Annotated in this window: 22 protein-coding genes; 13 read left to right on the top strand and 9 right to left on the bottom strand. The window is 70.0% G+C overall.

From position 1 onward, the window contains the following. The first annotated feature begins 16 nt into the window (after window positions 1–16). From MRBLWH3_RS11480 to MRBLWH3_RS11470, 3 genes are read left to right on the top strand one after another with little or no spacing between them, the layout of a single operon-like run. Window positions 17–418, top strand: coding sequence for a DUF3099 domain-containing protein (locus tag MRBLWH3_RS11480; RefSeq protein WP_363431897.1), 402 nt, complete (start codon window positions 17–19; stop codon window positions 416–418). Further along, a complete protein-coding gene (locus MRBLWH3_RS11475) occupies window positions 415–633 on the top strand; it encodes a hypothetical protein (protein ID WP_363431895.1) in 219 nt (72 codons plus the stop codon). The genes MRBLWH3_RS11480 and MRBLWH3_RS11475 overlap by 4 nt, the downstream gene beginning before the upstream one ends. Continuing rightward, on the top strand, window positions 630–1,511 hold the full coding sequence (locus MRBLWH3_RS11470) for an SURF1 family protein (protein ID WP_363431893.1): 882 nt from the start codon (window positions 630–632) through the stop codon (window positions 1,509–1,511). The genes MRBLWH3_RS11475 and MRBLWH3_RS11470 overlap by 4 nt, the downstream gene beginning before the upstream one ends. Before the next feature lie 18 nt (window positions 1,512–1,529). Here MRBLWH3_RS11470 and MRBLWH3_RS11465 read toward each other — a convergent pair whose 3' ends face one another. Next, the gene (locus tag MRBLWH3_RS11465; RefSeq protein ID WP_363431890.1) at window positions 1,530–3,128 is read right to left on the bottom strand and encodes an ABC-F family ATP-binding cassette domain-containing protein; all 1,599 of its coding nucleotides are present in this window, start codon (window positions 3,126–3,128) and stop codon (window positions 1,530–1,532) included. A gap of 192 nt (window positions 3,129–3,320) precedes the next feature. On the opposite strand from MRBLWH3_RS11465, the gene MRBLWH3_RS11460 reads away from it, so the two are divergent. From MRBLWH3_RS11460 to MRBLWH3_RS11440, 5 genes are read left to right on the top strand one after another with little or no spacing between them, the layout of a single operon-like run. Beyond that, window positions 3,321–4,352 carry an iron-siderophore ABC transporter substrate-binding protein gene (locus MRBLWH3_RS11460; RefSeq protein WP_363431887.1) on the top strand — a complete coding sequence of 344 codons (1,032 nt, stop codon included), beginning with the start codon at window positions 3,321–3,323 and terminating at the stop codon, window positions 4,350–4,352. A 49-nt stretch (window positions 4,353–4,401) separates the two neighbouring features. Then, window positions 4,402–5,421, top strand: a complete 1,020-nt coding sequence (locus tag MRBLWH3_RS11455; RefSeq protein ID WP_363435471.1) for a FecCD family ABC transporter permease — start codon at window positions 4,402–4,404, stop codon at window positions 5,419–5,421. Beyond that, complete coding sequence (locus tag MRBLWH3_RS11450) at window positions 5,418–6,467, top strand: FecCD family ABC transporter permease (RefSeq protein ID WP_363431884.1); 1,050 nt, start codon at window positions 5,418–5,420, stop codon at window positions 6,465–6,467. Before MRBLWH3_RS11455 ends, MRBLWH3_RS11450 begins: the two co-directional genes overlap by 4 nt. Next, window positions 6,464–7,324, top strand: a complete 861-nt coding sequence (locus MRBLWH3_RS11445; RefSeq protein WP_363431882.1) for an ABC transporter ATP-binding protein — start codon at window positions 6,464–6,466, stop codon at window positions 7,322–7,324. The genes MRBLWH3_RS11450 and MRBLWH3_RS11445 overlap by 4 nt, the downstream gene beginning before the upstream one ends. A gap of 2 nt (window positions 7,325–7,326) precedes the next feature. Continuing rightward, window positions 7,327–8,235 carry a siderophore-interacting protein gene (locus MRBLWH3_RS11440; protein ID WP_363431879.1) on the top strand — a complete coding sequence of 303 codons (909 nt, stop codon included), beginning with the start codon at window positions 7,327–7,329 and terminating at the stop codon, window positions 8,233–8,235. A gap of 1 nt (window position 8,236) precedes the next feature. Here MRBLWH3_RS11440 and MRBLWH3_RS11435 read toward each other — a convergent pair whose 3' ends face one another. The 7 genes from MRBLWH3_RS11435 to sufB are packed head-to-tail and all read right to left on the bottom strand — an operon-like array spanning window position 8,237 to window position 14,974. Further along, complete coding sequence (locus MRBLWH3_RS11435) at window positions 8,237–9,613, bottom strand: MFS transporter (RefSeq protein ID WP_363431877.1); 1,377 nt, start codon at window positions 9,611–9,613, stop codon at window positions 8,237–8,239. A gap of 54 nt (window positions 9,614–9,667) precedes the next feature. Continuing rightward, entirely contained in the window at window positions 9,668–10,834 is a 1,167-nt protein-coding gene (locus MRBLWH3_RS11430) for a MalY/PatB family protein (RefSeq protein WP_363431874.1), read from the bottom strand. A gap of 58 nt (window positions 10,835–10,892) precedes the next feature. After that, a complete protein-coding gene (locus tag MRBLWH3_RS11425) occupies window positions 10,893–11,222 on the bottom strand; it encodes a metal-sulfur cluster assembly factor (protein WP_045298811.1) in 330 nt (109 codons plus the stop codon). Between the two features lie 9 nt (window positions 11,223–11,231). Beyond that, complete coding sequence (sufC, locus tag MRBLWH3_RS11420) at window positions 11,232–12,026, bottom strand: Fe-S cluster assembly ATPase SufC (RefSeq protein ID WP_363431871.1); 795 nt, start codon at window positions 12,024–12,026, stop codon at window positions 11,232–11,234. A gap of 15 nt (window positions 12,027–12,041) precedes the next feature. Continuing rightward, window positions 12,042–12,371, bottom strand: a complete 330-nt coding sequence (locus MRBLWH3_RS11415; RefSeq protein ID WP_045298814.1) for a non-heme iron oxygenase ferredoxin subunit — start codon at window positions 12,369–12,371, stop codon at window positions 12,042–12,044. Continuing rightward, window positions 12,368–13,555: a Fe-S cluster assembly protein SufD gene (sufD, locus tag MRBLWH3_RS11410; RefSeq protein ID WP_363431868.1), complete on the bottom strand. Its 1,188-nt coding sequence runs from the start codon at window positions 13,553–13,555 to the stop codon at window positions 12,368–12,370. Before sufD ends, MRBLWH3_RS11415 begins: the two co-directional genes overlap by 4 nt. After that, entirely contained in the window at window positions 13,556–14,974 is a 1,419-nt protein-coding gene (gene sufB / locus MRBLWH3_RS11405; protein WP_116193622.1) for a Fe-S cluster assembly protein SufB, read from the bottom strand. Window positions 14,975–15,244: 270 nt separating this feature from the next. Here sufB and MRBLWH3_RS11400 point away from each other — a divergent pair, with 270 nt between their 5' ends. Both MRBLWH3_RS11400 and MRBLWH3_RS11395 read left to right on the top strand, forming a co-directional pair. Then, a complete protein-coding gene (locus MRBLWH3_RS11400; protein WP_363431864.1) occupies window positions 15,245–16,204 on the top strand; it encodes a COX15/CtaA family protein in 960 nt (319 codons plus the stop codon). Window positions 16,205–16,297: 93 nt separating this feature from the next. Beyond that, window positions 16,298–16,711: a dinucleotide-utilizing enzyme gene (locus tag MRBLWH3_RS11395; protein WP_363431862.1), complete on the top strand. Its 414-nt coding sequence runs from the start codon at window positions 16,298–16,300 to the stop codon at window positions 16,709–16,711. A 67-nt stretch (window positions 16,712–16,778) separates the two neighbouring features. Here MRBLWH3_RS11395 and MRBLWH3_RS11390 read toward each other — a convergent pair whose 3' ends face one another. Further along, window positions 16,779–17,720 carry a heme o synthase gene (locus MRBLWH3_RS11390; protein ID WP_363431859.1) on the bottom strand — a complete coding sequence of 314 codons (942 nt, stop codon included), beginning with the start codon at window positions 17,718–17,720 and terminating at the stop codon, window positions 16,779–16,781. Window positions 17,721–18,053: 333 nt separating this feature from the next. On the opposite strand from MRBLWH3_RS11390, the gene tkt reads away from it, so the two are divergent. The 3 genes from tkt to MRBLWH3_RS11375 are packed head-to-tail and all read left to right on the top strand — an operon-like array spanning window position 18,054 to window position 22,933. Beyond that, window positions 18,054–20,174, top strand: a complete 2,121-nt coding sequence (gene tkt / locus MRBLWH3_RS11385; RefSeq protein ID WP_363431857.1) for a transketolase — start codon at window positions 18,054–18,056, stop codon at window positions 20,172–20,174. Between the two features lie 18 nt (window positions 20,175–20,192). Further along, the gene (gene tal, locus MRBLWH3_RS11380; protein ID WP_363431854.1) at window positions 20,193–21,314 is read left to right on the top strand and encodes a transaldolase; all 1,122 of its coding nucleotides are present in this window, start codon (window positions 20,193–20,195) and stop codon (window positions 21,312–21,314) included. Next, window positions 21,311–22,933 carry a glucose-6-phosphate isomerase gene (locus tag MRBLWH3_RS11375; RefSeq protein ID WP_363431851.1) on the top strand — a complete coding sequence of 541 codons (1,623 nt, stop codon included), beginning with the start codon at window positions 21,311–21,313 and terminating at the stop codon, window positions 22,931–22,933. The genes tal and MRBLWH3_RS11375 overlap by 4 nt, the downstream gene beginning before the upstream one ends. The last annotated feature ends 15 nt before the right edge of the window (window positions 22,934–22,948 follow it).

The raw sequence follows: 22,948 nt of genomic DNA, 5'->3' as shown, positions 1-22,948 counted from the left end.
GTACCCTGGAAGTACCGTGAAGAGTTCGAGCCACGCCCCGTCGGCGACATCCCTGCCGCGTTCCCCGCGCGACGACGTCGACGCGCGTTCGACCCGGTATCTGATCACGATGGGCATCCGCGTCCTGTGCTTCATCCTCATGGTGGTCATCACCCCGTACGGCTGGTACACGTGGGTCTTCGGCGCGGCCGCGATCTTCCTCCCGTACATCGCGGTCGTCTCCGCGAACGTCGGGCAGGAGGCACGGCGCAATCGCCGCGAGGACCCGGAGCCCGCGCTCCCCGCCGCCCCCTCGACCGCAGCCCCGACTGACACGCCGGTGATCCGCATCGAGGAGACGCGGGCGATCACCGGCGACGAGGAGCGGCCCGGTGAGAAGCGGCCGCCCGCCGACGACGAGGCGGACCCCACCGAATGAGCGACGCCCGACCCGACGCGGTCTGCTCGCGCGCAGGGTGCCGTGCCACGGCGCGCTGGCGCATCGATTGGCGCAACCCTCGCATCCACTCGGAGGATCGCCGCAAGACCTGGGTCGCGTGCGATGAACACGTGGGCTACCTGCGCGAGTTCCTGGCGGCACGCGACTTCCCGGTGTCGGTCGAACCGCTCACGTCGACGGAGGCCGCGCGATGAGCCCCCGCGCCGTCAGCATGCAGAATCTCCCCCGCGCCGGCCGCTGGGCGATCTACATCGCCCTCGCCGTGGTCTTCGCGATCGCGTGCGCATTCCTGTCGAACTGGCAGTTCACGCGCAATCAGGAGCGCTCCGCGCAGCTCGCGCTCGTCGCCGAGAACTACAACGCCGCGCCCGTGCCGCTGTCCGACCTCGTTCCCCCCGACGGCGAGTTCTCGCCGCAGCATGAATGGCACCCGGCGGTCCTCACCGGGACGTACCTGGCCGCCGAGCAGCTCCTCGTGCGCAACCGGCCGCACGGCGGAACCTCGGCCTTCGAGGTGCTCGTGCCCTTCCGTCTCGACGACGGACGCATGCTGCTCGTCGACCGCGGTTGGGTGGCCCCGGGGCAGGACCAGCCCGTCCCGGACGCGATACCGGGGCCGCCGTCCGGCGAGGCGACCGTGATCGTGCGGCTGCGGCCGGGCGAGGCCCTGCCGTCGTCGGGCCGCTCGGCTCCCGAGGGACAGGTCCCGACGGTCAACCTGGGGCTCATCGCCGACACGCTTTCGCCCGCCGCGGGCGAAGCGCTCGAGCTGAGCGCATACGGGGTCATGATGTCGGAGGACCCGGCGCCGGCGACCGCGCCGGCCGCGCTCGAGCCGCCGTCGGACGACCCCGGACCCCACCTCTCCTACGCGATCCAGTGGATCCTGTTCGCCGTGATGGGATTCGTCTTCATCGGGTACGTCATCCGCACCGAACGCCGCCATCGTCGCGAGGACGCCGAGGCGGACGGCGGAACGGATGCTGCCACCCCCGCGCCGCCCGCACCGCGCCGTCGCCGCGACCGCGACGCAGAGGACGAGGACGCGCTGCTCGACGCCGCCGGCCGCTGACCCGGCGACCGACCTCGGCTACGCGAGCGAGACGAGGTCGGCGTAGTCGCGACCCCAGATGTCTTCGACGCCGTCGGGCAGGATGAGCACGCGCTCCGGGTTGAGCGCCTCGACGGCGCCCTCGTCGTGGGAGACGAGCACGACTGCGCCCTCGTAATGCGCGAGCGCGCCGAGGATCTCCTCGCGCGAGGCGGGGTCGAGGTTGTTCGTGGGCTCGTCGAGCAGCAGCATGTTCGCCGACGACACGACGAGCGTCGCGAGCGACAGACGCGTCTTCTCGCCGCCGGAGAGCACGCCGGCCGGCTTCAGCACGTCGTCGCCGGTGAAGAGGAACGAGCCGAGCACCTTGCGGGCATCGGTCGCGGTGATGTCGGGCGCGGCAGACATCATGTTCTCGAGCACCGACCGCGAGACGTCGAGGTTCTCATGCTCCTGGGCGTAGTAGCCGATCTTGAGGCCGTGTCCGGGCTCGAGCTGCCCCGTGTCGGGCTCGTCGACGCCCGCGAGGATGCGCAGCAGTGTGGTCTTGCCGGCGCCGTTGAGCCCCAGGATGACGACCTTCGAACCGCGGTCGATCGCGAGGTCGACGTCGGTGAAGATCTCGAGCGAGCCGTAGGACTTCGACAGCCCGGAGGCCATGAGCGGCGTCTTGCCGCACGGTGCGGGTTTCGGGAAGCGCAGCTTCGCGACGCGCTCCTCCTGGCGCACCTCGTCGAGGCCCGCGAGCATCTTCTCGGCGCGCGCCACCATCTGGTGCGCCGCGGCGGCCTTCGACGCCTTGGCGCCGAAACGGGCGGCTTGCTGCTGCAGCACGGTGGCCTTCTTCTCGACGTTGGCGCGCTCCTTCTTGCGGCGCTCCTCGTCGGCCACCCGCTGGCGCAGGTAGTTCTTCCAGTTCATGTTGTAGACGTCGATGACCTGGCGGTTCGCGTCGAGGTAGAAGACCCGGTTCACGGTCTCGCCGACGAGCTCGACGTCGTGCGAGATGACGATGAGTCCGCCCTTGTAGCCCCTGAGGAACTCGCGCAGCCACACGACGCTGTCGGCGTCGAGGTGGTTGGTGGGCTCATCGAGGATCATCGTCTGGGCGTCCGAGAAGAGGATGCGCGCGAGTTCGATGCGGCGGCGCTGACCGCCCGACAGCGTCTTGAGCGGCTGGTCGAGGATGCGATCCGGCAGCGAGAGGTTGTGGGCGATGGATGCCGCCTCGGCCTCGGCCGCGTAGCCGCCGAGCGCCTCGAAGCGCTCCGTGAGATTGGCGTACCTGCGCATCGCCTTCGCGGCCACCACCTCGTCGCCGTCACCCATTGCAAGAGATGCCTCGTGCATCCCGATCGCGAGCGTGCCGAGTCCGCGGGCGTCGAGGATGCGCGTGCGCGCCAGCATCTCGGGGTCGCCCGAACGCGGATCCTGCGGCAGGTAGCCGAGCTCACCGGAGCGCTCGACCTTGCCGTCCGCGGGGATGAGGTCACCCGCGAGCACCTTGGTCAGCGTCGTCTTCCCGGCGCCGTTGCGGCCGACGAGGCCGATCTTGTCGCCGTCCGACACGCGGAAGGAGACGTCCGACATGAGCACGCGGGCGCCCACGCGGATCTCGAGGTCGTGCACGGCGAGCACAGCGGAAGTCCGATCCGTCGATGGAGATGGGGAGGTGGCCGATCGGCCAGCCTCCCAGTATACGGGGCGCCCCTCCTCGTGGTTCGCGGGACGGTGACACGCCGAATTCGCGATCTGGGAGATCGCTGGGTAAGGTTGGCCTTACCCAGCCCTCGCTAAGGGCACCCTTACCTAACATCCCCGGAGGAATCCGTGCGCCTCAACCGTCCCGCCGCCGCCACCGCGACGCTCGCCGTCGCCGTGATCGCCCTCGCCGGATGCGCGAGCGCAGCCGCCGACAACACCGACGACACCGCCGCCGCGTCGGGCGCCGGCTTCCCGGTCACGATCGAGCATGCCTACGGCGAGACGGTCATCGAGTCCAAGCCGGAGCGCGTCGCGACCGTCGCGTGGTCGAACCAGGAGGTGCCGCTCGCGCTGGGTGTCGTCCCCGTCGGCATGGCCGAGGTCACGTGGGGCGACGACGACGGCGACGGCGTTCTGCCGTGGGTCGAGGAGAAGCTCGAGGAACTCGGCGCCGAGACGCCCGTGCTCTTCGACGAGACCGACGGCATCGACTTCGAGGCCGTCGCCGACACGCGGCCCGACGTCATCCTCGCCGCGTACTCCGGCCTCACGCAGGAGGAGTACGACACGCTGTCGAAGATCGCCCCGGTCGTCGCGTACCCGGAGGTCGCGTGGGGCACCTCTTACGAGGACATGATCCGCCTCAACTCGCAGGCGCTCGGCCTCTCGGAGGAGGGGGACGCCCTGATCGAGGAGCTGCACGGCGAGGTCGACGCCGCACTCGCCGGTTATCCCGAGCTCGCCGACGCGCGCGTGCTCTTCTCCTACATCGATCCGTCGGACTTCAGTCAGGTCGGCTTCTACACGAGCCTCGACACTCGTCCCGGCTTCCTCGAGGGCCTCGGCTTCCCGGTGCCCGCCGTCGTGGAGGAGGAGTCGGACGGCGTCGAGTTCTACACCTCGGTCAGCGCCGAGGAGTCCGACCGCTTCGCCGACGTCGACGTGTTCGTAACCTACGGCGACGCGAGCGGCTCGATCATCGCGCAACTGCAGGCCGACCCGCTGCTGTCGCAGATCCCTGCGATCGCCGAGGGCCGCATCGCCATCCTCGAGGAGGCGACTCCGCTGGCAGCGTCCGCCAACCCGTCGCCGCTGTCGATCGGCTGGGGCGTGGACCAGTACTTCGCGCTGCTCGACGACGCCCTGACCGCCGACTGACGAAGGCCGGGGGTTCGATCGGGTGAGTGTCACCGAGACGCGCACGCCGATGCCGGATGCCGCATCCCTGCGGCGTCCGGCAGCGGTGCGACTGGCCTGGCTCGCGGTGGCGTCCGCGGTGCTCGCGATGCTGTGCGTCGCGAGCGTCGCCTTCGGAGTCCGCGACGTCGCGCTCGGCGACATCGTCGCGGGGCTCGGCGGTGGCACCAGAGGCGTCGCGCAGGCCGCCGTGGTCGCGCGGGTGCCCCGGACCGTGCTCGCGATCCTCGTCGGCGCGGCACTGGCGATGTCGGGCGCCGCCATGCAGGCGGTGACCCGCAACCCTCTCGCGGATCCGGGCATTCTCGGGATATCGGGCGGGGCCGCGCTCGCCGTAGTCGTCGGCATCGCGTTCTTCGGCATGTCGGACCCCTACGCCTTCATCGCGGCCTCGATCATCGGCGCCGGCGGCGCCGCGGTCTTCGTCTACACGGTCGGCTCGCTCGGCCGCGGCGGGGCCACACCGCTGAGACTGGCGCTCGCCGGCGCGGCGACGTCGGCGGCGTTCATGTCGCTCGTGAGCGCGGTTCTCCTCCCCCGCGTGGACCTCCTCGAGATCTTCCGCTTCTGGCAGATCGGCGGGGTCGGCGGCGCGACCTGGGATCGTATCGCGACGATCCTGCCGGTGCTCGCGATCGGCGCGGCGATCACTCTCGTGCGCGCGCGCGGCATGAACTCTCTGGCACTCGGCGACGACGTTGCGACCGGCCTCGGCGAACACGTGCTGCGCACGCGGCTGATCGCCTCGGCAGGCGCCGTGATCCTGTGCGGTGCGGCGGTGGCGATCGCCGGCCCCATCGCCTTCGTGGGCCTGATCATCCCCCACCTGTGCCGCCTGCTGGTCGGCACCGACCACCGCTGGCTGCTCCCGTTCTCCGCGGTCGCGGGAGCCGTGCTGCTCGTCGCAGCGGACATCGTCGGCCGCGTCATCGCGCGCCCGGACGAGATCGAGGTCGGCATCCTCACCGCGCTCATCGGCGCCCCGTGCTTCATCTGGATCGTCCGCAGGCAGAAGGTGCGTGAACTGTGAGCTCCGCCACCCTCCTCCGCCCCACCGCGCGGGCCGTCGTCACCGGCCGCCGCCGCCGCAGCGGCCGGCGCGCCGTCGTGACGGTGGCGCTCGCCGTCGGCGTGGCACTGGTCTTCGTCGCGTCCCTCATGATCGGACAGACGTTCTACGGGCTCGACGAGGTCGTCCGCGTCATGGTCGGCGAGACGGTGCCCGGCGCCTCGTTCACGGTCGGCGAGCTGCGCCTCCCACGGGCGGTGCTGGCGATCCTCGCCGGCTTCGCTTTCGGCCTCGCGGGCGTGACGTTCCAGACGATGCTGCGCAACCCGCTCGCGTCGCCCGACATCATCGGCATCACCGCGGGTGCGAGCGCGGCTGCGGTGTTCGGCATCGTCATCCTGTCGCTGAGCGAGACCGCTGTCTCCATCCTCGCTGTCGCGGGCGGCCTGGCGACGGCGCTCGCCATCTACCTCCTCTCGAACAAGGGCGGCTTCGCGGGCACGCGGCTGATCCTCATCGGCATCGGCGTCGCCGCCATGCTCGACGCGGCGGTGACCTATGTGCTCTCGAAGGCGCCGGCGTACGACCTGCAGGCCGCGATGCGGTGGCTCACCGGCAGCCTGAACGGCGCGAGCTGGTCCACCGTCCTCCCGCTCGCGCTCGCGAGTGTCGTGCTCGTGCCGGCGCTGCTGGCGAAGGGGCGAGACCTGAACGTGCTGCGCCTCGGCGATGATGCGGCCGCGAGCCTCGGCATCCGTCTGCACAGCACCCGGGTGATCGTCATCGTCGCTGCCGTGGCGCTGCTCGCTTTCGCGACCGCCGCGACAGGGCCGATCGCGTTCGTCGCGTTCATGGCCGGGCCCATCGCGGCGCGCATCGTCGGGCCCGGCGGCTCCCTGCTGCTGCCCTCGGCTCTCGTCGGCGCGCTCCTGGTGCAGCTGTCGGACCTCCTGGGACAGTTCGCGTTCGACAGCCGCTATCCGGTCGGGGTCGTCACCGGAGTGCTGGGCGCTCCCTTCCTCATCTATCTCCTCATCAGGACGAACCGCTCCGGAGGCTCGCTATGACCGAATCCCACAGCCTGTCCGCGCAGGCTCTGACGCTGTCGTACGGCGATCGCACGATCGTCGAGAGCCTCGACCTCGTGATCCCGCCCGGCCGCATCACCGCGATCGTGGGAGCGAACGGATGCGGCAAGTCGACGCTCCTGCGCGCGCTCGCGCGCCTCATCGCACCGCGCGAGGGCCAGGTGATCCTCGATGGCAAGGCCCTGCACGGCCGCGCGACGAAAGAGATCGCCCGCACGCTCGGACTCCTCCCGCAGAGCCCGATCGCCCCCGAAGGCATCGCCGTCGCCGACCTGGTGGGCCGGGGGCGCCACCCGCACCAGAAGCTGCTGGCGCGCTGGAGCTCGCACGACTACGAGGTCGTCGCGCGGGCGCTCGCCTCGACGGGCATCGAGGAACTCGCCGATCGCTCGGTCGACGAGCTGTCCGGCGGGCAGCGTCAGCGCGCCTGGATCGCGATGGCGCTCGCGCAGGAGACGGACATCCTGCTGCTCGACGAGCCGACGACCTTCCTCGACGTGGCGCACCAGGTCGAGGTGCTCGACCTCCTGACGGATCTCAACCGGGATCGCGGCACCACGATCGTGATGGTGCTGCACGACATGAACCTCGCCGCGCGCTACGCCGACCACCTCTTCGCACTGCGCGCGGGCCGCGTCGTCGCCAGCGGCGCGCCCGGCGACGTCATGACCGGCGAACTGATCCGCGAGGTCTTCGACCTCGACGCGCTCGTCGTGACCGATCCCGTGTCGGGCTCGCCGATCGTCCTCCCCCGGGGCCGGCACCATGTGTCGCCGGTACCCGCCGCGGCGACCCCGCTCGCCGAGCCCGCCTCCTCCCTGCCGACAGGAGCCTGAAGATGACCGACACCGACGTGCCCTACCGCTTCTTCCGTGCGCGGGTGACCGCCATCGCCGATGTGACGCCGAGCTTCCGCCGCTTCACGTTCGGCGGCGACGACCTCGGCGACTACGGCGATCCGGGTCTCGACCAGCGCATCAAGATCGTGTTCCCCACGCGCGCTCTGGGGCTCGACGCGATGCCGACCGGTGACGACTGGTACACCCGGTGGCGCGAACTTCCCGAGGAGCAGCGCCTGCCGTTCCGGACGTATACCACGCGCTACGTGCGCAACCACCTCAGCGAAGTCGATGTCGACATGGTCTCGCACGACGTCATCGGCCCCGCGTCGGAGTGGATCGACCGAGCCCAGGTCGGCGACGAGGTGCTCATCTTCGCGCCGACCGCCGCGCACAGCGGCGTGAGCTTCGGCATCGACTTCGTGCCCCCCGCGCGCGTCGACTCGATCCTGCTCGCCGGCGATGAGACGGCCGCGCCCGCGATCGCCGCGATCCTCGAGCAGCTTCCCCGAGATGCCACCGGAGTGGTCGCGGTCGAACTGCCGCACGCCGACGACGCCGCCTACTTCCCGCGGCATCCCGGGTTCGAGTACCGCCTCGGAGCCCGGGGCGACCGGGAGCGTCACGCGCACCTGGTGGAGTCGGTGACGGATGCCGCGGCCCGCCTGGTGCCTGCCGGCGCCGGCGCGGACGTCGAGGAGATCGATATCGACACCGACATCCTGTGGGAGGTGCCGCGGACGGCGAAGGGCGGGGCGGCGCTGAAGAGCGCACGCCTGTACGCGTGGCTGGCGGGGGAAGCCGGCGCGATCAAGTCCCTGCGCCGCCACCTCGTCGCCGAACGCGGCGTCGACCGCCGCGCGGTCGCGTTCATGGGCTACTGGCGCCTCGGCCGCGCGGAGAACTGACTCAGGCCCGCGGGGCCTCGTGCGCGTGGCCGAGCCTGAGGCCCGGCAAGAGCGCGCCGAGCGCGAGCACCACGGCGATCGCGAAGACCGCAGGGAAGCCGGCATCCGTCCCCACCAAGGCGGTGAAGACGAGGCCCATCACCGCGATCGAGGACGCCGAGCCGACGGCGTCGGAGATCGACAGAGCCGACGAGTTGAACCCCTGATTCTGCGGCGTCGAGTACGCCAGGGTGAGCACGGTCAGCCGCGGGTACATCAGGCCCATTCCGCCTCCGGCGAGACTCCATCCGGCGATGAGCACCGGGGCAGGCAGTCCGAGGAGCGCCGTCGCGGCAGCGATCAGCAGCGCGGCGACGAGCAGCGCCGTTCCGACGAGCGTGATGCGGGTGTTCCCCATGCGGTCCCCGAAGCGTCCCTGCACGTCGGCGGCGATCGCCCACGCCATCGCGGCGGCGGTGAGCCCCAGCCCCGCCCACGTCGGCGAGAAGCCGTAGCCGTCGATCAGCAGGTACGGCACGTAGATCTCCGCACCGAAGAGCGCCCCGGCGATGAGCCCGCGCATCAGGACGACGCTCGGCAGGCCCCTCGCTGCCAGAAGGGTTCCGCGCGGGAGCAGGGGCCGTGACGCCAGCCCGATGAGGAGCACGGATGCCGCCACCGCCGCCCACGCCCACGCCCCGAGCTCGCCAGCGATGCTGAGCCCGAGAGCGCCGACGGCCACCGCGACCGCGCACGCCAGACGTGGCCCGACGCGAGCCGTGGAGGGTTCGTCGGTGTGCAGCGCGAGCCCGTGCAGTCGTGCCACGACCAGGAGGAAGGCGACGACGGTGAGCGCCGCGACGCCGAGGAACACCCAGCGCCAGTGCAGGAACTCGGCCACCGCACCGGCGAGGAAGGGCCCGAGGAGCGACGGCACGACCCACGCGGCCGAGAACGCGGCGAAGACGCGTCCGTGCATCGCGCCGGGGTACACCCGCGCGACCACGACGTAGAGCGCCACGGTCTGCCCACCGGTGCCGAGCCCTTGCACCAGGCGGCCGGCGACGAGCACCGGCATCGTGAGGGCGAGGCCGGCGATGAGGAGGCCGACGACGAAGAGCGCGACCGCGGAGCTGAGCGGGGCGAGCACACCGCCGCGGTCGCACCAGGCGCCGACGCCCACCATGCCGATGACACTCGTCGCGAGAGTTCCGGCGAACGCCACGGCGTAGAGACGCTCACCGTCGAGGTCGGCGCTCACGACCGGCATGACGGTCGTCACGGCGAGCGATTGGATCGCCGCCAGGAAGATGAGCGAGACGGCGCCGACCGTCACCCAGAGGAAGCGCGCGCCCCAGATACCGGGGGCTTCCTCATCGACGGCGGCCGGGGAGGTCATCCGGCCAGGCTAACCCCTCCCGCAGACGGTCAGGGGCGAACGGATGCCCCCGCGTCAGCTGCGGGCAAGTGCGCCGATCCGCTGCACCGCCTCGCGGAGCAACTCGGGATCGCAGCCGAAGTTGATGCGCACGTGCCCTTTGCCCTCGCTACCGAAGAGCGGCCCGTGGTGCAGGGCGACCTTCGCCTCACGGAGCACCTTCACGGCTGGATTCTCACCCCAGCCGTACGCCGAGAGGTCGACCCACGCGAGGAAGCCGGCATCGGGTGGCAGGTACCGCGCCTGCGGCATGTGCGCTGCGAGTAGTTCGGCCAGGAGGAGGCGGTTGGCGTCGAGGGCGGCCAGCAGGCTCTCGAGCCACTCGTCGCTCTCGGGCGAGTACGCGGCGACATTCGACAATGCGCCGAACAGCCCCGTGCGCCACTCGACCTCCCAGGGCAGGGCGCGCAGCTGCCGGGCCTGGGCGTCGCCGCCGCCGACCATGACGGCGCACTTGAGACCGGCCAGGTTGAACGTCTTGCTCGCGCTGGTCACGGCGTAGCCGACCCGCCGAGCGGAGCCGGACGCGGCGAGGAAGGGCGTGAACGGCTTCTGCGCGTAGGTCAGTGGACCGTGGATCTCATCGCTGATCACGGTCGCGCCGAAGCCCTCCGCGATGTCGGCGAGTGCCGAAAGCGTCTCGGGCGCGTGCACCGTGCCGGTGGGGTTGTGCGGGTTGCACAGGAGTACAGCGCGCGCGCCGCCCGCGAGAGCCGCCTCGATGCCGAGGAGGTCGATCTCCCACCCGGCGTCGCTCCCGACGAGGGGCACCCGCTCGACGACGCCGCCGGCCTCCTCGACGGTGTCGTAGAACGGCGGGTACACCGGCGGCATGACCACGACACGATCGCCGGGCTCGATCACACGGCGCAGGATCTCGACGACGCCCATCATCACGTCGCCGGTCCAGAACACGTGCGACGGGTCCACATCCCAGCCCCAGCGCCGCTCGGCGAAGCCCACGAAGGCTTCCCGCACACCAGGCTCCGGCGGGGTGTAGCCGGTGTCACCGAGCTGCACCGCGCGCGTCAGCACCTCGGTGATCGCCGGCGCAAGGGCGTAGTCCGTCTCGGCGACGAAGAACGGGAGTACGTCCTCGCCGTACTTCCGCCACTTCGTGCTCGTACGCTGACGCAGCTCGTCGATGGGCAGGGCCTGCAGCGGGGTGACGGTGACGCTCACCCGGAAAGCCTAACGAGCGCGGCCGGGCGGCCGCCGTTGTGCGTCCTCGTATGAAGCGTCAGATCGCGAAGCCGAGTGCTCGCATCATGTCGCGCCCGTCGTCCGTGATGCGCTCCGGGCCCCACGGCGGCATCCACACCCAATTGATGCGGAACCGCTCGACGATGTCATCGAGCGCCTGAGCCGTCTGCTCCTCGAGTACGTCGGTGAGCGGGCACCCGGCGGACGTGAGGGTCATGTGGATCACCAGCGCGTCGTTCTCGTCGTCCCACGCGAGATCGTAGATGAGGCCGAGGTCGACGACATTGATCCCCAGTTCGGGGTCCATGACGTCCTTGAGAGCCTCGGTCACCTCGTCGTACTTCTCGGGGGTGAGCGTCGCCGTCATAGCTCGATCCTACGCTTCGCTGCCGACGGGGGCCTCGGCCGGCTCCACTTCGCCCGCAGGCAGGAAGCGGTCGTAGCCCTCGTTCTCGAGGCGGTCGGCGAGCTCCGGGCCGCCTTCCTCGACGATGCGTCCGTTGACCATCACGTGCACGAAATCGGGAGCGATGTAGCGCAGGATGCGAGTGTAGTGCGTGATGAGCAGCACGCCGAGGTCCGTCTCCGCCTTCGCGCGGTTGACGCCCTCCGACACGATCTTCAGCGCGTCGACGTCGAGGCCGGAATCGGTCTCGTCGAGTACGGCGATCTGCGGCTTGAGCAGCTCGAGCTGGAGGATCTCGTGACGCTTCTTCTCGCCGCCCGAGAAGCCCTCGTTGACGTTGCGCGACGCGAACTTCGGGTCCATGCGGAGGTTCTTCATCGACGCCTTGACGTCCTTGGTCCACGTGCGGATCGAGGGCGCCTCGCCGTCGATCGCGGTCTTCGCGGTGCGCAGGAAGTTCGTCACCGTGACACCGGGGATCTCCACGGGGTACTGCATCGCGAGGAACAGGCCGGCGCGGGCACGCTCGTCGACCGACATCGCGAGGACGTCCTCGCCGTCGAGCGAGATCGAGCCGCTCGTGACGTTGTACTTGGGGTGTCCGGCGATCGTGTACGCGAGCGTCGACTTGCCGGAGCCGTTGGGGCCCATGATCGCGTGGGTCTCACCCGTGCGGATCGTAAGCGTCACGCCGTTGAGGATCGGCGTGGTGCCGGCATCCGTCTCGACCGTCACGTGGAGGTCGCGGATCTCGAGAACAGACATTCTTCAGTACCTTCTTCAGTTCACTTCGAGCTTGACGGTCGCGTCGATGAGCACGTCATCGCCGTCGACGGTGACCGCGAAGACCGGGACCGGCTCATACGCGGGGAGGTTGAGGGGCTTGCCGGTGCGCAGCGAGAACGCCGAGCCGTGGGCCCAGCATTCGAGCGATTCGCCGTCGACGAACCCCTCCGACAACGAGATGTCGCCATGGGTGCAGACGTCGCCGATCGCATGCACTTCGCCGTTGGAGTCGAGTACGACGGCGATGGCCACGCCGTCCACCTCGACACGGGTCGCCTCGTCCTGGACGAGGTCGCTGAGGGCGCACACGCGCTGAGCGGTCACAGACCGGCCTCCTTGGCGAGTTCTTCCTCGATCGCGGCGAACAGCTCCGCCTCGAGATCTTCGACACCGATCTTCTGCACGATCTCGGCGAGGAAGCCGAGCACGACCAGGCGTCGTGCCTCGTCCTCGGTGATGCCGCGGGCCTGCAGGTAGAACAGCTGCTCATCGTCGAAGCGCCCCGTGGCGCTCGCGTGGCCGGCACCGCGGATGTCGCCCGTCTCGATCTCGAGGTTCGGGATCGACTCGGCGCGGGCACCCTCGGTGAGGACGAGGTTGCGGTTCGCCTCATACGAGTCGGTGCCCACGGCATCCGGTCCGATGAGGACGTCGCCGATCCAGACCGTGCGCGCCGCGGCGCCTTGCAGGGCGCTCTTGTACAGCACGTCGCCCGAGGTCTCCGCGCCCTTGTGGTGCAGGTAGACCTGGCTCTCGAGGTGCTGCCCGGAATCGGAGTAGCTGAGGCCGTAGAGCTCGGCGCGCGATCCGGTGCCCGCGAGCTCGATGCTCGGATTCACGCGCACGATGCCGCCGCCGAAGCTGACGACGACGTGGCGGAGGGTCGCGTCGCGCTCGACGCGCGCCTGGTGGGAAGCCACATGCACGGCGTCGTCGTCCCACCGCTGCACGGTGACGAGTTCGAGGTGCGCACCGTCGCGGACGATGATCTCGACGTTCTGCGCATGGTGCGCGGTGCCGGTGTGGTGGAAGACGACGGTCGCGTGCGAGTTCGCCTGGGCCTCGATCACGACGTGCGCGTGGGCCCGACCGCCGGTGCCCTTCAGCGAGACGACGATCGGTTCGGCGTATTCGGCGCCTGCCGGGATGCGCAGCAGAGGCGCCTCGCTCTCCTGCTTCCACGCGATCGCGCTGGGCAGGTCCTCGGGGCGGAAGACCTCGCCGCGCGGCGCGGCGCCGACGACGAGGCGCTCCTGGACGAGCCCCTCGGGGGCGTCGACGTCGACCTCGATGACCCCGTGGGGTCCGGCCTCGTCGGTGAACAGCGGCTGCAGCGGGGCGATCGGCGTGTGCTTCCAGTTGACCTCGCGGCCCGTCGGCGCCGCGAAGGCGCTCGGGTCGTACGACCAGGGTCGCTCGGAGCGGGTCTGCACGGGTACGAAGGCACCGGCGCCATCGGTGTGGCCCTTCGCGCCGGGAACGGTGGGGGCCTCGGTGGTGGGGCTCATCTAGCCGACGGATCCTTCCATGCCCATCTCGATGAGCTTGTTGAGTTCGAGCGCGTACTCCATGGGCAGCTCGCGCGCGATCGGCTCGATGAAGCCGCGCACGATCATGGCCATGGCCTCGTCTTCGGGCATGCCGCGGCTCATCAGGTAGAAGAGCTGCTCCTCGCTGACCTTCGAGACCGTGGCCTCGTGACCGAGCTGCACGTCGTCGACGCGGATGTCGATCGCGGGGTAGGTGTCGGAGCGCGAGATCGTGTCGACCAGCAGCGCGTCGCAGCGCACGGTGTTGGCTGAGTGGTGCGCGTTCGCGTCGACCCGGACCTCGCCGCGGTAGCCTGCGCGCCCGCCGCCGCGGGCGATCGACTTCGAGACGATCGACGACTGCGTGTACGGCGCCATGTGGATCATCTTCGCGCCGGCGTCCTGGTGCTGGCCGGGACCGGCGAAGGCCACCGAGAGGGTCTCGCCCTTGGCGTGCTCGCCCATCAGGAAGATCGACGGGTACTTCATCGTGACCTTCGAGCCGATGTTGCCGTCGATCCACTCCATCGTCGCGCCCTCGTGCGCGACGGCACGCTTGGTGACGAGGTTGTAGACGTTGTTCGACCAGTTCTGGATCGTCGTGTACCGCACGCGGGCGTTCTTCTTCACGATGATCTCGACGACGGCCGAGTGCAGCGAGTCGCTCTTGTAGATCGGGGCGGTGCAGCCTTCGATGTAGTGCACGTACGAGCCCTCGTCGGCGATGATGAGCGTCCGCTCGAACTGGCCCATGTTCTCGGTGTTGATGCGGAAGTACGCCTGCAGAGGGATCTCGACGTGCACGCCCGGCGGCACGTAGACGAACGAGCCACCCGACCACACGGCGGTGTTCAGCGCAGCGAACTTGTTGTCACCGGCGGGGATCACGGTGCCGAAGTACTCCTCGAAGAACTCCGGGTGCTCGCGCAGGGCTGTGTCCGTGTCCATGAAGATGACGCCCTGCTGCTCCAGGTCCTCGCGGATCTGGTGGTACACGACCTCGGACTCGTACTGGGCGGCCACGCCCGCGACGAGGCGCTGGCGCTCCGCCTCGGGGATGCCGAGCTTCTCGTACGTGTTACGGATGTCTTCGGGCAGCTCCTCCCAGGAGCCGGCCTGCTTCTCCGTCGACCGCACGAAGTACTTGATGTTGTCGAAGTCGATCTCGCTGAGGTCCGCGCCCCACGTCGGCATCGGCTTGCGCTCGAAGAGCTGCAGACCCTTGAGACGGGTCTTGAGCATCCACTCCGGCTCGGCTTTCAGGGCCGAGATGTCGCGCACCACGAGGTCGCTCAAGCCGCGCCTGGCGCTCGCTCCTGCGGCGTCGGCGTCGTGCCAGCCGAACTCGTAGACGCCCAGGCCTTCCAGCTCAGGGCGATCGATCAGCACATCAGACATCGTCTCGTTCTCCTCCGGGTCCTGGCGGTGTCATCCGTCCCGGCATCCGTGCTCCCCGGTGGAGATACCGGAGAGGGATGCCGCTTCTCGGGCCCTCTCAAGCGGCGCCGACCATCGCGCCTAGAATGTCAGTGGTGCGCGGCGCTGTGAAGCGCATGCGCGTCCGACCCCTCGATTCTACAGGCTCCGGCCCCTACCGGCCGCGCCGTGACGTCACGTCGCGAGCCGCGTGCGGCGCCGCCGAGCACCTCCCAGGAAGCGACGATCAGCATGTCCGCGCAGCAGACCACCACCATGGCACCGGAAATCTGGCGGCGTTTCTGGCGCTGGCTTCCCGACAAGGTGGACCGCCGGGTGATCGCCGCGGCCTGGGCGACACTGGTCGTGCAGATCGGCATCGTCGGCACCGGCGGGCTGGTGCGCCTCACCGGCTCGGGGCTCGGCTGCGACACATGGCCGCGCTGCAGCGAGGACTCCTTCGTACCCGTTCCCGAGGTGTCCGGCGTGCACGGGTTCATCGAGTTCGGCAACCGTCTCCTGACGTTCGTGCTGGTCGCCGTCGCGATCATCACGTTCTTCTTCGTGGTGCGGATGCGCCGCGAGCGTCGCGACCTGTTCTGGCTGTCGCTCCTCATCGGTCTCTACGTGCCGCTGCAGGCGGTCATCGGCGGCATCACGGTGCTCACCGGGCTCAATCCCTACGTCGTGGGCCTCCACTACTTCGCCTCGGTGCTGCTCGTCGCGCTCGCGGCAGCGCTCGTCGTGCGGGTGTACGCGGTGCCCGGGCCGCGCGCTCTGGCGGTGCCCCGCTGGTACGCCGTGGCGACTCACATCACGAGCGCCTTCGTGCTGCTCACCGTGGTCGTCGGCATCGTCGTGACCGGCTCCGGACCACACGCCGGCGACGGGGGCGCGGCGCGCAACGGGCTCGACCCCGAGCTCATGCAGCACATCCACGCGTGGCCGGGCTACCTCACCTTCGCCCTCACCGTCGTGCTCGTCGCGGGCTCGTGGCGCACTCCCCCGCCGCTGCGCCTCCGCCGGTGGACGCTGCTGCTCCTGGCCGTCGAGGTCGCGCAGATCGGCGTCGGCCTGTGGCAGGCGCGGACAGGGCTTCCGATCGTGCTGGTCAACATCCACATGGTGCTCGCCGTAGCCCTCGTGGCCGCCATGACCGCGGTGGTCATGAACCTCAAGGCGCCTGTCGGGGCGGACCTCGCCCACAGCTGATCCATAGCAACCGGATTGGCGTCGCACGGACTCCTTTGCGAGGGTGGGATGCCGCGACCACCCGGGTTGCGCGTCCCGAGGAGTGATCGACACATGTCCACCCGTCCCCGTCTCATCCGCAGCATCCCGTTCTGGGGCCTCGTCGTGGTCTCGCTGGCCACCATCGCCGGCGGGTGGTACATCACCACCGACAAGCTCGGCTCGATGACGACGACCCTGACCGACGGCAGCGCGACCGGTGTCGACGTGTACGTCGGCCAGTCGATCGCGCAGCTCGGCTCGATCCTCATCGGCGCCGGTGTGATCGGCGTCCTGCTCGCGTTCGGCGTGGCCGCCCTCTCGACGCTCCGCCCGCACCCCGCGGTGGAGGTCGTCGAGCCCATCGACTGGACCTCGGAGTCCGAGACCGCCGCCGAGGAGCCGCAGGCCCCGAAGGCGACCGACGCCACCCCCGCCGAGACCGCAGAGCCGGTCGAGACCGAGGCCGAGGCATCCGTCGCCCGCTGATCCACCCGCACGACAAGAGGCCGCCCGGTTCGCCGGGCGGCCTCTTGTCGTGCGTCGCGTCGTCAGATCAGAACGGCAGCAGCGGATCGACCGCGATCGCGACGAACAGGAGCGTGAGGTACGTGATCGAGGCGTGGAACACCCGCATCGGGCGCGGCTCGGTGCCGCGCACCGCGCGGTTGTAGAGCACGTGGGACTCGTAGATGAACCAGCCGCCGAAGACGAGGGACGAGACGGTGTAGACGAGGCCCATGCCGGCGACGGGGATCAGCAGCAGCGAGCACACCACGGTCGCCCACGCGTACAGGATCACCTGGAGGCCCACCTGCGAGCCGGCGCGCGTGGCGCCGAGCATGGGAACGTCGACCTCTTCGTACTGGTCCTTGTACTTCATCGACAGCGGCCAGTAGTGCGGCGGCGTCCACAGGAAGACCAGGGCGAAGAGGATGACCGGCGGCCACGCGAGCGAGCCGGTGACCGCGGTCCAGCCGATCAGCACAGGGAAGCAGCCCGCGATGCCGCCCCACACGATGTTCTGCTCGGTACGGCGCTTGAGGATCATCGTGTAGATCACGACGTAGAAGAAGATGGCGGCGGCCGACAGCGTCGCGGCGAGCCAGTTCGTGGTGAGCCACAGCCAGACGGTCGAGAACGCCGCCAGCGTCCACGCGAAGATCAGCGCGCCCCGCGGCGAGACCTCGCCGGTGACGAGCGGGCGGTTCACCGTGCGCTGCATGTGCGCATCGATGTCGCGATCGAGGTACATGTTGAACGCGGCAGCCGATCCGGCGCTCGCGGTTCCGCCGATGACGGTCGCGACGACCAGCCACACGTCGGGGAAGCCGCCCTGCGCGAGAATCATGACCGGCACGGTCGTCACCAGCAGCAGCTCGAGCACCCGCGGCTTCATCAGCGCGATGTACGCGCGGACGGTGCGGCCGATCGTCCGCGGAGGCCGGCCGGAGCCGTCGACGGATGCTACGGTCACGGCCGTCTTCGTGCTGTCCATGGCCCCCGCAATCGCCGCCTGCAGAATCCCCCCAAGTCTAGGGCATCGGCGTGTCGCGGCCGGTTCGCAGGCCACCGCGACGACGCGGGGGCGGATCACATCGGCCGATCCACGGGCGTGAGCAGAACGTGACCCCCGCGACACCGGGATGTCACCGAGGACGACCCGACGTTCGAAAGACTCCGTCACATAGACGGCTTGCATGGCCTGGGCGGTTTGCCCCTTCGCTATGCTGAGAAACACGCGCGCCCGTCGCCGATCCCCCTTCTCCATCCGGATAAGGGCCGCGAGCCGGCCACATTCTTTGGGCGCACTCCACAGAAAGGCGACCCGGTGTCGGAACTGCGTTGGGATGAGATCGATCGGCGAGCCGTGGACACCGCGCGCGTCCTGGCAGCGGATGCGGTGGAGAAGGTGGGCAACGGCCACCCCGGCACGGCGATGAGCCTGGCGCCTGCCGCGTACCTGCTGTATCAGCGGGTGCTGCGCCACGATCCGACGGACACCGACTGGGTCGGTCGCGACCGGTTCATCCTGTCGGCGGGCCACTCGTCGCTCACCCAGTACGTGCAGTTGTACCTGGGCGGGTTCGGCCTCGAGCTCGACGACCTCAAGGCGCTGCGCACCTGGGGCTCGCTCACGCCGGGTCACCCCGAGTACGGCCACACCAAGGGCGTCGAGATCACGACCGGTCCGCTGGGCCAGGGCCTCGCCTCGGCGGTGGGCTTCGCGTACGCGGCCCGCTACGAGCGCGGCCTGTTCGACCCGGAGGCCGCCGCCGGCGAGTCTCCGTTCGACCACCACATCTATGTGATCGCCGGTGATGGCGACCTGCAGGAGGGCGTCACGTCGGAGGCCTCGTCGCTGGCGGGCCACCAGGCGCTCGGCAACCTGATCGCGATCTACGACTCGAACCAGATCTCGATCGAGGACGACACCAACGTGGCATTCACCGAGGACGTCGCGAAGCGCTACGAGTCCTACGGCTGGCAGGTGCAGGTCGTGGACTGGAAGAAGACCGGCGAGTACGTCGAGGACGTCGCCGAGCTGTACGGCGCCATCGAGGCCGCGAAGGGCGAGACGGCCAAGCCGTCGCTGATCATCCTCCGCACGATCATCGGCTGGCCGTCGCCCGGCAAGCAGAACACCGGCAAGATCCACGGCTCCGCGCTCGGCGCCGACGAGCTCGCCGCCACGAAGAAGGTCCTCGGCTTCGACCCGGAGCAGTCCTTCGTGGTCGCCGACGACGTCATCGCGCGCACCCGGGGGCTGGCCGATCGCGCCGCCGAGCAGCGCGCGGTCTGGCAGGAGTCGTTCGACGCGTGGGCCGCCGCCAACCCGGAGCGCAAGGCGCTGTTCGACCGCCTCGAGGCCGGCGAACTGCCCGACGACGTGGCATCCGCTCTCCCGTCGTTCGAGGCCGGCAAGGACGTCTCGACCCGCGCCGCGTCGGGCACCGTCATCAACGCGCTGGCCGCGGTGCTGCCGGAGCTGTGGGGCGGCTCGGCCGACCTCGCCGAGTCGAACCTCACCACCATCAAGGACGCCAAGTCGTTCATCCCGGCCGAGTGGTCCACGCACGAGTGGTCGGGCGACCCCTACGGCCGCGTGCTGCACTTCGGCATCCGCGAGCACGCGATGGGCGCGATCGTCAACGGCATCAAGCTGCACGGCCCGACCCGTCCGTTCGGCGGCACGTTCCTCATTTTCAGCGACTACATGCGCCCGTCGGTGCGTCTGGCCGCGCTGATGAACATCCCGTCGATCTTCGTGTGGACGCACGACTCGGTCGCGCTCGGCGAGGACGGCCCCACCCACCAGCCGGTCGAGCAGCTCGCGACGCTGCGCGCCATCCCGAACTTCACGGTGGTGCGCCCGGCCGATGCGAACGAGACCTCGGCCGCGTGGCTCGAGATCGTCCGCCGTCAGGGCGGCCCGTCGGGCATCGCGCTGACCCGCCAGAACATCCCGGTGTTCGCCCGCGGCACCGGCGAGGCGGACGGCGACGTGTTCGCGTCGACCGACGGCGTCGCCAAGGGCGCGTACATCCTCGCCGAGGCGCCGAACGGCACCCCCGACGTGATCCTCATCGCGACCGGCTCCGAGGTGCAGCTGGCGGTCGCCGCCCGCGAGACCCTCGCCGCTGAAGGCGTCAACGCCCGTGTCGTGTCCGCCCCGTCGCTGGAGTGGTTCGACGAGCAGGACGAGGCGTACCGCGAGAAGGTCCTGCCCGCCGCCATCAAGGCGCGCGTGTCGGTCGAGGCGGGCTCGGCGCTCACCTGGCGCGGCATCGTCGGCGACGCCGGCCGCTCCGTCGCGATCGACCACTTCGGCGCGTCGGCCGACTACAAGACCCTGTTCCAGAAGTTCGGCATCACCGCCGACGCCGTCGTCGAGGCCGCCCGCGAGTCCCTCGCGGCCACGGCAGCACTCGAACTCGCAGCGGCGAAGTAAGCACGAGGAGAAGGCAGAATGAGCACCCCCACCGAGAAGCTGGTCGCTGAAGGCGTGAGCATCTGGCTCGACGACCTGTCGCGCGAGCGCATCACGTCGGGCAACCTGACCGAACTCATCTCGACGCGCAACGTCTCAGGCGTCACCACGAACCCGACGATCTTCCAGGGCGCGATCGGCGGCGGCGGACACGCGTACGCCGACCAGATCTCCGAGCTCGCGAAGGCGGGCGCGTCGGTCGACGACGCGATCTTCGCGGCGACGACCGACGACGTGCGCGACGCCGCCGACATCTTCCGTCCCGTCTACGACGCCACGAACGGCGTGGACGGCCGCGTGTCGATCGAGGTCTCCCCCGACCTCGCCCACGACACCGACGCGACGATCGCGCAGGCCAAGGAGCTGTGGGCGAAGGTCGACCGGCCGAACGTCCACATCAAGATCCCCGCGACGAAGGCGGGCTTGCCGGCCATCACCGCGGTGCTCGCCGAGGGCATCTCCGTCAACGTCACGCTGATCTTCAGCCTCGAGCGCTACGCGGAGGTGATCGATGCGTTCCTGTCGGGCGTCGAGAAGGCGCAGGCGAACGGCCATGACATCTCGCAGATCCACTCGGTGGCGTCGTTCTTCGTCTCGCGCGTGGACACTGAGGTCGACAAGCGCCTCGCCGCCATCGGCACGGACGAGGCGGCGGGCCTGAAGTCGCTCGCCGGCGTCGCGAACGCCCGCCTCGCGTACGAGCTGTTCGAGAAGGAGTTCGCCACCGACCGCGCGAAGGCGCTGACGGATGCGGGAGCCAACGCCCAGCGCCCGCTGTGGGCCTCGACCGGCGTCAAGGACCCCAACCTCCCCGACACGCTGTACGTCACCGAACTCGTCGCCCCCGGCACCGTCAACACCATGCCGGAGAAGACGCTCGAGGCGACCTTCGACCACGGCCAGATCGCCGGCGACGCCGTCACCGGCACCTACGCGGCCGCGCACGAGGTGTTCGACCGCCTCGCCGCGGTCGGCGTCGACTTCGCTGACGCCACCCAGGTGCTCGAGGACGAAGGCGTCGAGAAGTTCATCGCCTCCTGGCACGACCTGCAGGGCACCGTGAAGGCGGCCCTCGAGGACGCGCTCCAGGCCACCCGATGAGCTTCGACATCCACCTGTCGGGGCACGTCAAGTCCGTCGTCGAGGCGACGCTCCCCGGGCTCGTCGCGAGCCTGGTGGCGTCGGGCATCACCGGCGGCGACTCGTCGCTGTGGGGTCCGGAGGCGGAGGACGAGGCATCCCGTCGCCTCGGGTGGACCGAGGCCGTCAGCGTCTCGCGCCCCCTGGTGCCCGAGATCCTCGCCCTGCGCGAGCGCCTGCACGCCCGCAACGTGACCCGGATCGTGCTCGCGGGCATGGGTGGCTCGTCACTCGCACCCGAGGTGATCACGCAGACGTCGGGGGCGCCGCTGGTGATTCTCGACTCGACCGCGCCCGGCCAGGTGCTCGCCGCGATCGATGGCGACGCCCAGGCCGGCGACCTCACGCGCACCGCGCTCGTGGTGTCGTCGAAGTCGGGGTCGACGGTCGAGACGGACTCGGCCAAGCGCGCCTTCGAGGCGGCGTTCCGCGACCTCGGCATCGACCCCGCCGAGCGGATCATCGTCGTGACCGATCCCGGCTCGCCGCTGGACCAGGAGGCCCGCGCCGACGGGTACACCGTGTTCAACGCCGACCCGACCGTGGGAGGCCGCTACTCGGCGCTCACCGCGTTCGGGCTCGTGCCGGCAGGCCTCGCAGGCGCCGACATCTCGGAACTCCTCGACGAGGCCGAGGCGTCGCTGCTCGAGGTCTCGATCGACAGCCCCGACAACCCTGCGCTCGTGCTGGCGGCGGCCATCGCCGGAGGCGAACCGCGCAAGGACAAGCTCGGCCTCATCACCGACGGCACCCATATCGCGGGACTGCCGGACTGGATCGAGCAGCTCGTCGCCGAGTCGACGGGCAAGGGGGGCACCGGCATCCTGCCCGTCGTCCTGCTGCCGGTCTCCCCCGAGGTCGACGCGAAACCCGCCGATCTGCAGATCGTGCGATTCGTGGACGAGGCCAAGAAGTTCCACCTGTTCGAGCACCACGAGGGCGAGATCCTCGTGAGCGGCTCGCTCGGTGCGCAGTTCGTGGTGTGGGAGTACGCGACGGCGATCGCGGGACGGATGCTGGGCATCAACCCGTTCGACCAGCCCGATGTCGAGTCGGCCAAGGTCGCCGCACGCGGCCTGCTCGACGCCCGCCCCGAAGCCACTGCGCCGGCGTTCGCCGTGGAGGGCGTCGAGGTACGGGTCTCGGACCCCGCGCTCGCCGCATCCGGAACAGTCGCGGGAGTTCTCGACGCACTGTGGGCCCGCCTCCCCGAGGACGGCTACGTCGCGATCCAGGCCTACGTCAACCGCCTCGAGCTCGGCCAGCTCTCCGGCCTGCGCGAACTCGTCGCCGCGGACTCGAGTCGCCCCGCCACGTTCGGCTGGGGGCCCCGGTTCCTCCACTCGACGGGGCAGTACCACAAAGGCGGCCCCGCGAACGGCGTGTACCTGCAGATCCTGGAGCAGACCGACGTCGACCTCGAGATCCCTGGCCGGCCGTTCACCTTCGGCCAGCTCATCCAGGCGCAGGCTGCGGGCGACGCGGCCGTGCTCGCCGAAGGCCACGGCCGTCCGGTCGTGACCCTGACCCTCACCGACCCCCAGATCGAAGTGCTCTCGCTCTTCGAAGCGGCACAGTAGGAGTTCGAGCCCCAC

This window comes from Microbacterium sp. LWH3-1.2 (assembly GCF_040675855.1).
Classification (GTDB): domain Bacteria; phylum Actinomycetota; class Actinomycetes; order Actinomycetales; family Microbacteriaceae; genus Microbacterium.
This window is presented reverse-complemented; position numbering and strand designations above follow the sequence as displayed.

Coding starts and splice junctions, on each gene's coding strand:
- MRBLWH3_RS11475 (WP_363431895.1), top strand. CDS start 415: ATGAGCGACGCCCGACCCGACGCGGTCTGCTCGCGCGCAGGGTGCCGT.
- MRBLWH3_RS11470 (WP_363431893.1), top strand. CDS start 630: ATGAGCCCCCGCGCCGTCAGCATGCAGAATCTCCCCCGCGCCGGCCGC.
- MRBLWH3_RS11455 (WP_363435471.1), top strand. CDS start 4,402: ATGCCGGATGCCGCATCCCTGCGGCGTCCGGCAGCGGTGCGACTGGCC.
- MRBLWH3_RS11445 (WP_363431882.1), top strand. CDS start 6,464: ATGACCGAATCCCACAGCCTGTCCGCGCAGGCTCTGACGCTGTCGTAC.
- MRBLWH3_RS11440 (WP_363431879.1), top strand. CDS start 7,327: ATGACCGACACCGACGTGCCCTACCGCTTCTTCCGTGCGCGGGTGACC.
- MRBLWH3_RS11435 (WP_363431877.1), bottom strand. CDS start 9,613: ATGACCTCCCCGGCCGCCGTCGATGAGGAAGCCCCCGGTATCTGGGGC.
- MRBLWH3_RS11425 (WP_045298811.1), bottom strand. CDS start 11,222: ATGACGGCGACGCTCACCCCCGAGAAGTACGACGAGGTGACCGAGGCT.
- sufC (WP_363431871.1), bottom strand. CDS start 12,026: ATGTCTGTTCTCGAGATCCGCGACCTCCACGTGACGGTCGAGACGGAT.
- sufD (WP_363431868.1), bottom strand. CDS start 13,555: ATGAGCCCCACCACCGAGGCCCCCACCGTTCCCGGCGCGAAGGGCCAC.
- sufB (WP_116193622.1), bottom strand. CDS start 14,974: ATGTCTGATGTGCTGATCGATCGCCCTGAGCTGGAAGGCCTGGGCGTC.
- MRBLWH3_RS11400 (WP_363431864.1), top strand. CDS start 15,245: ATGTCCGCGCAGCAGACCACCACCATGGCACCGGAAATCTGGCGGCGT.
- MRBLWH3_RS11395 (WP_363431862.1), top strand. CDS start 16,298: ATGTCCACCCGTCCCCGTCTCATCCGCAGCATCCCGTTCTGGGGCCTC.
- MRBLWH3_RS11390 (WP_363431859.1), bottom strand. CDS start 17,720: ATGGACAGCACGAAGACGGCCGTGACCGTAGCATCCGTCGACGGCTCC.
- tal (WP_363431854.1), top strand. CDS start 20,193: ATGAGCACCCCCACCGAGAAGCTGGTCGCTGAAGGCGTGAGCATCTGG.
- MRBLWH3_RS11375 (WP_363431851.1), top strand. CDS start 21,311: ATGAGCTTCGACATCCACCTGTCGGGGCACGTCAAGTCCGTCGTCGAG.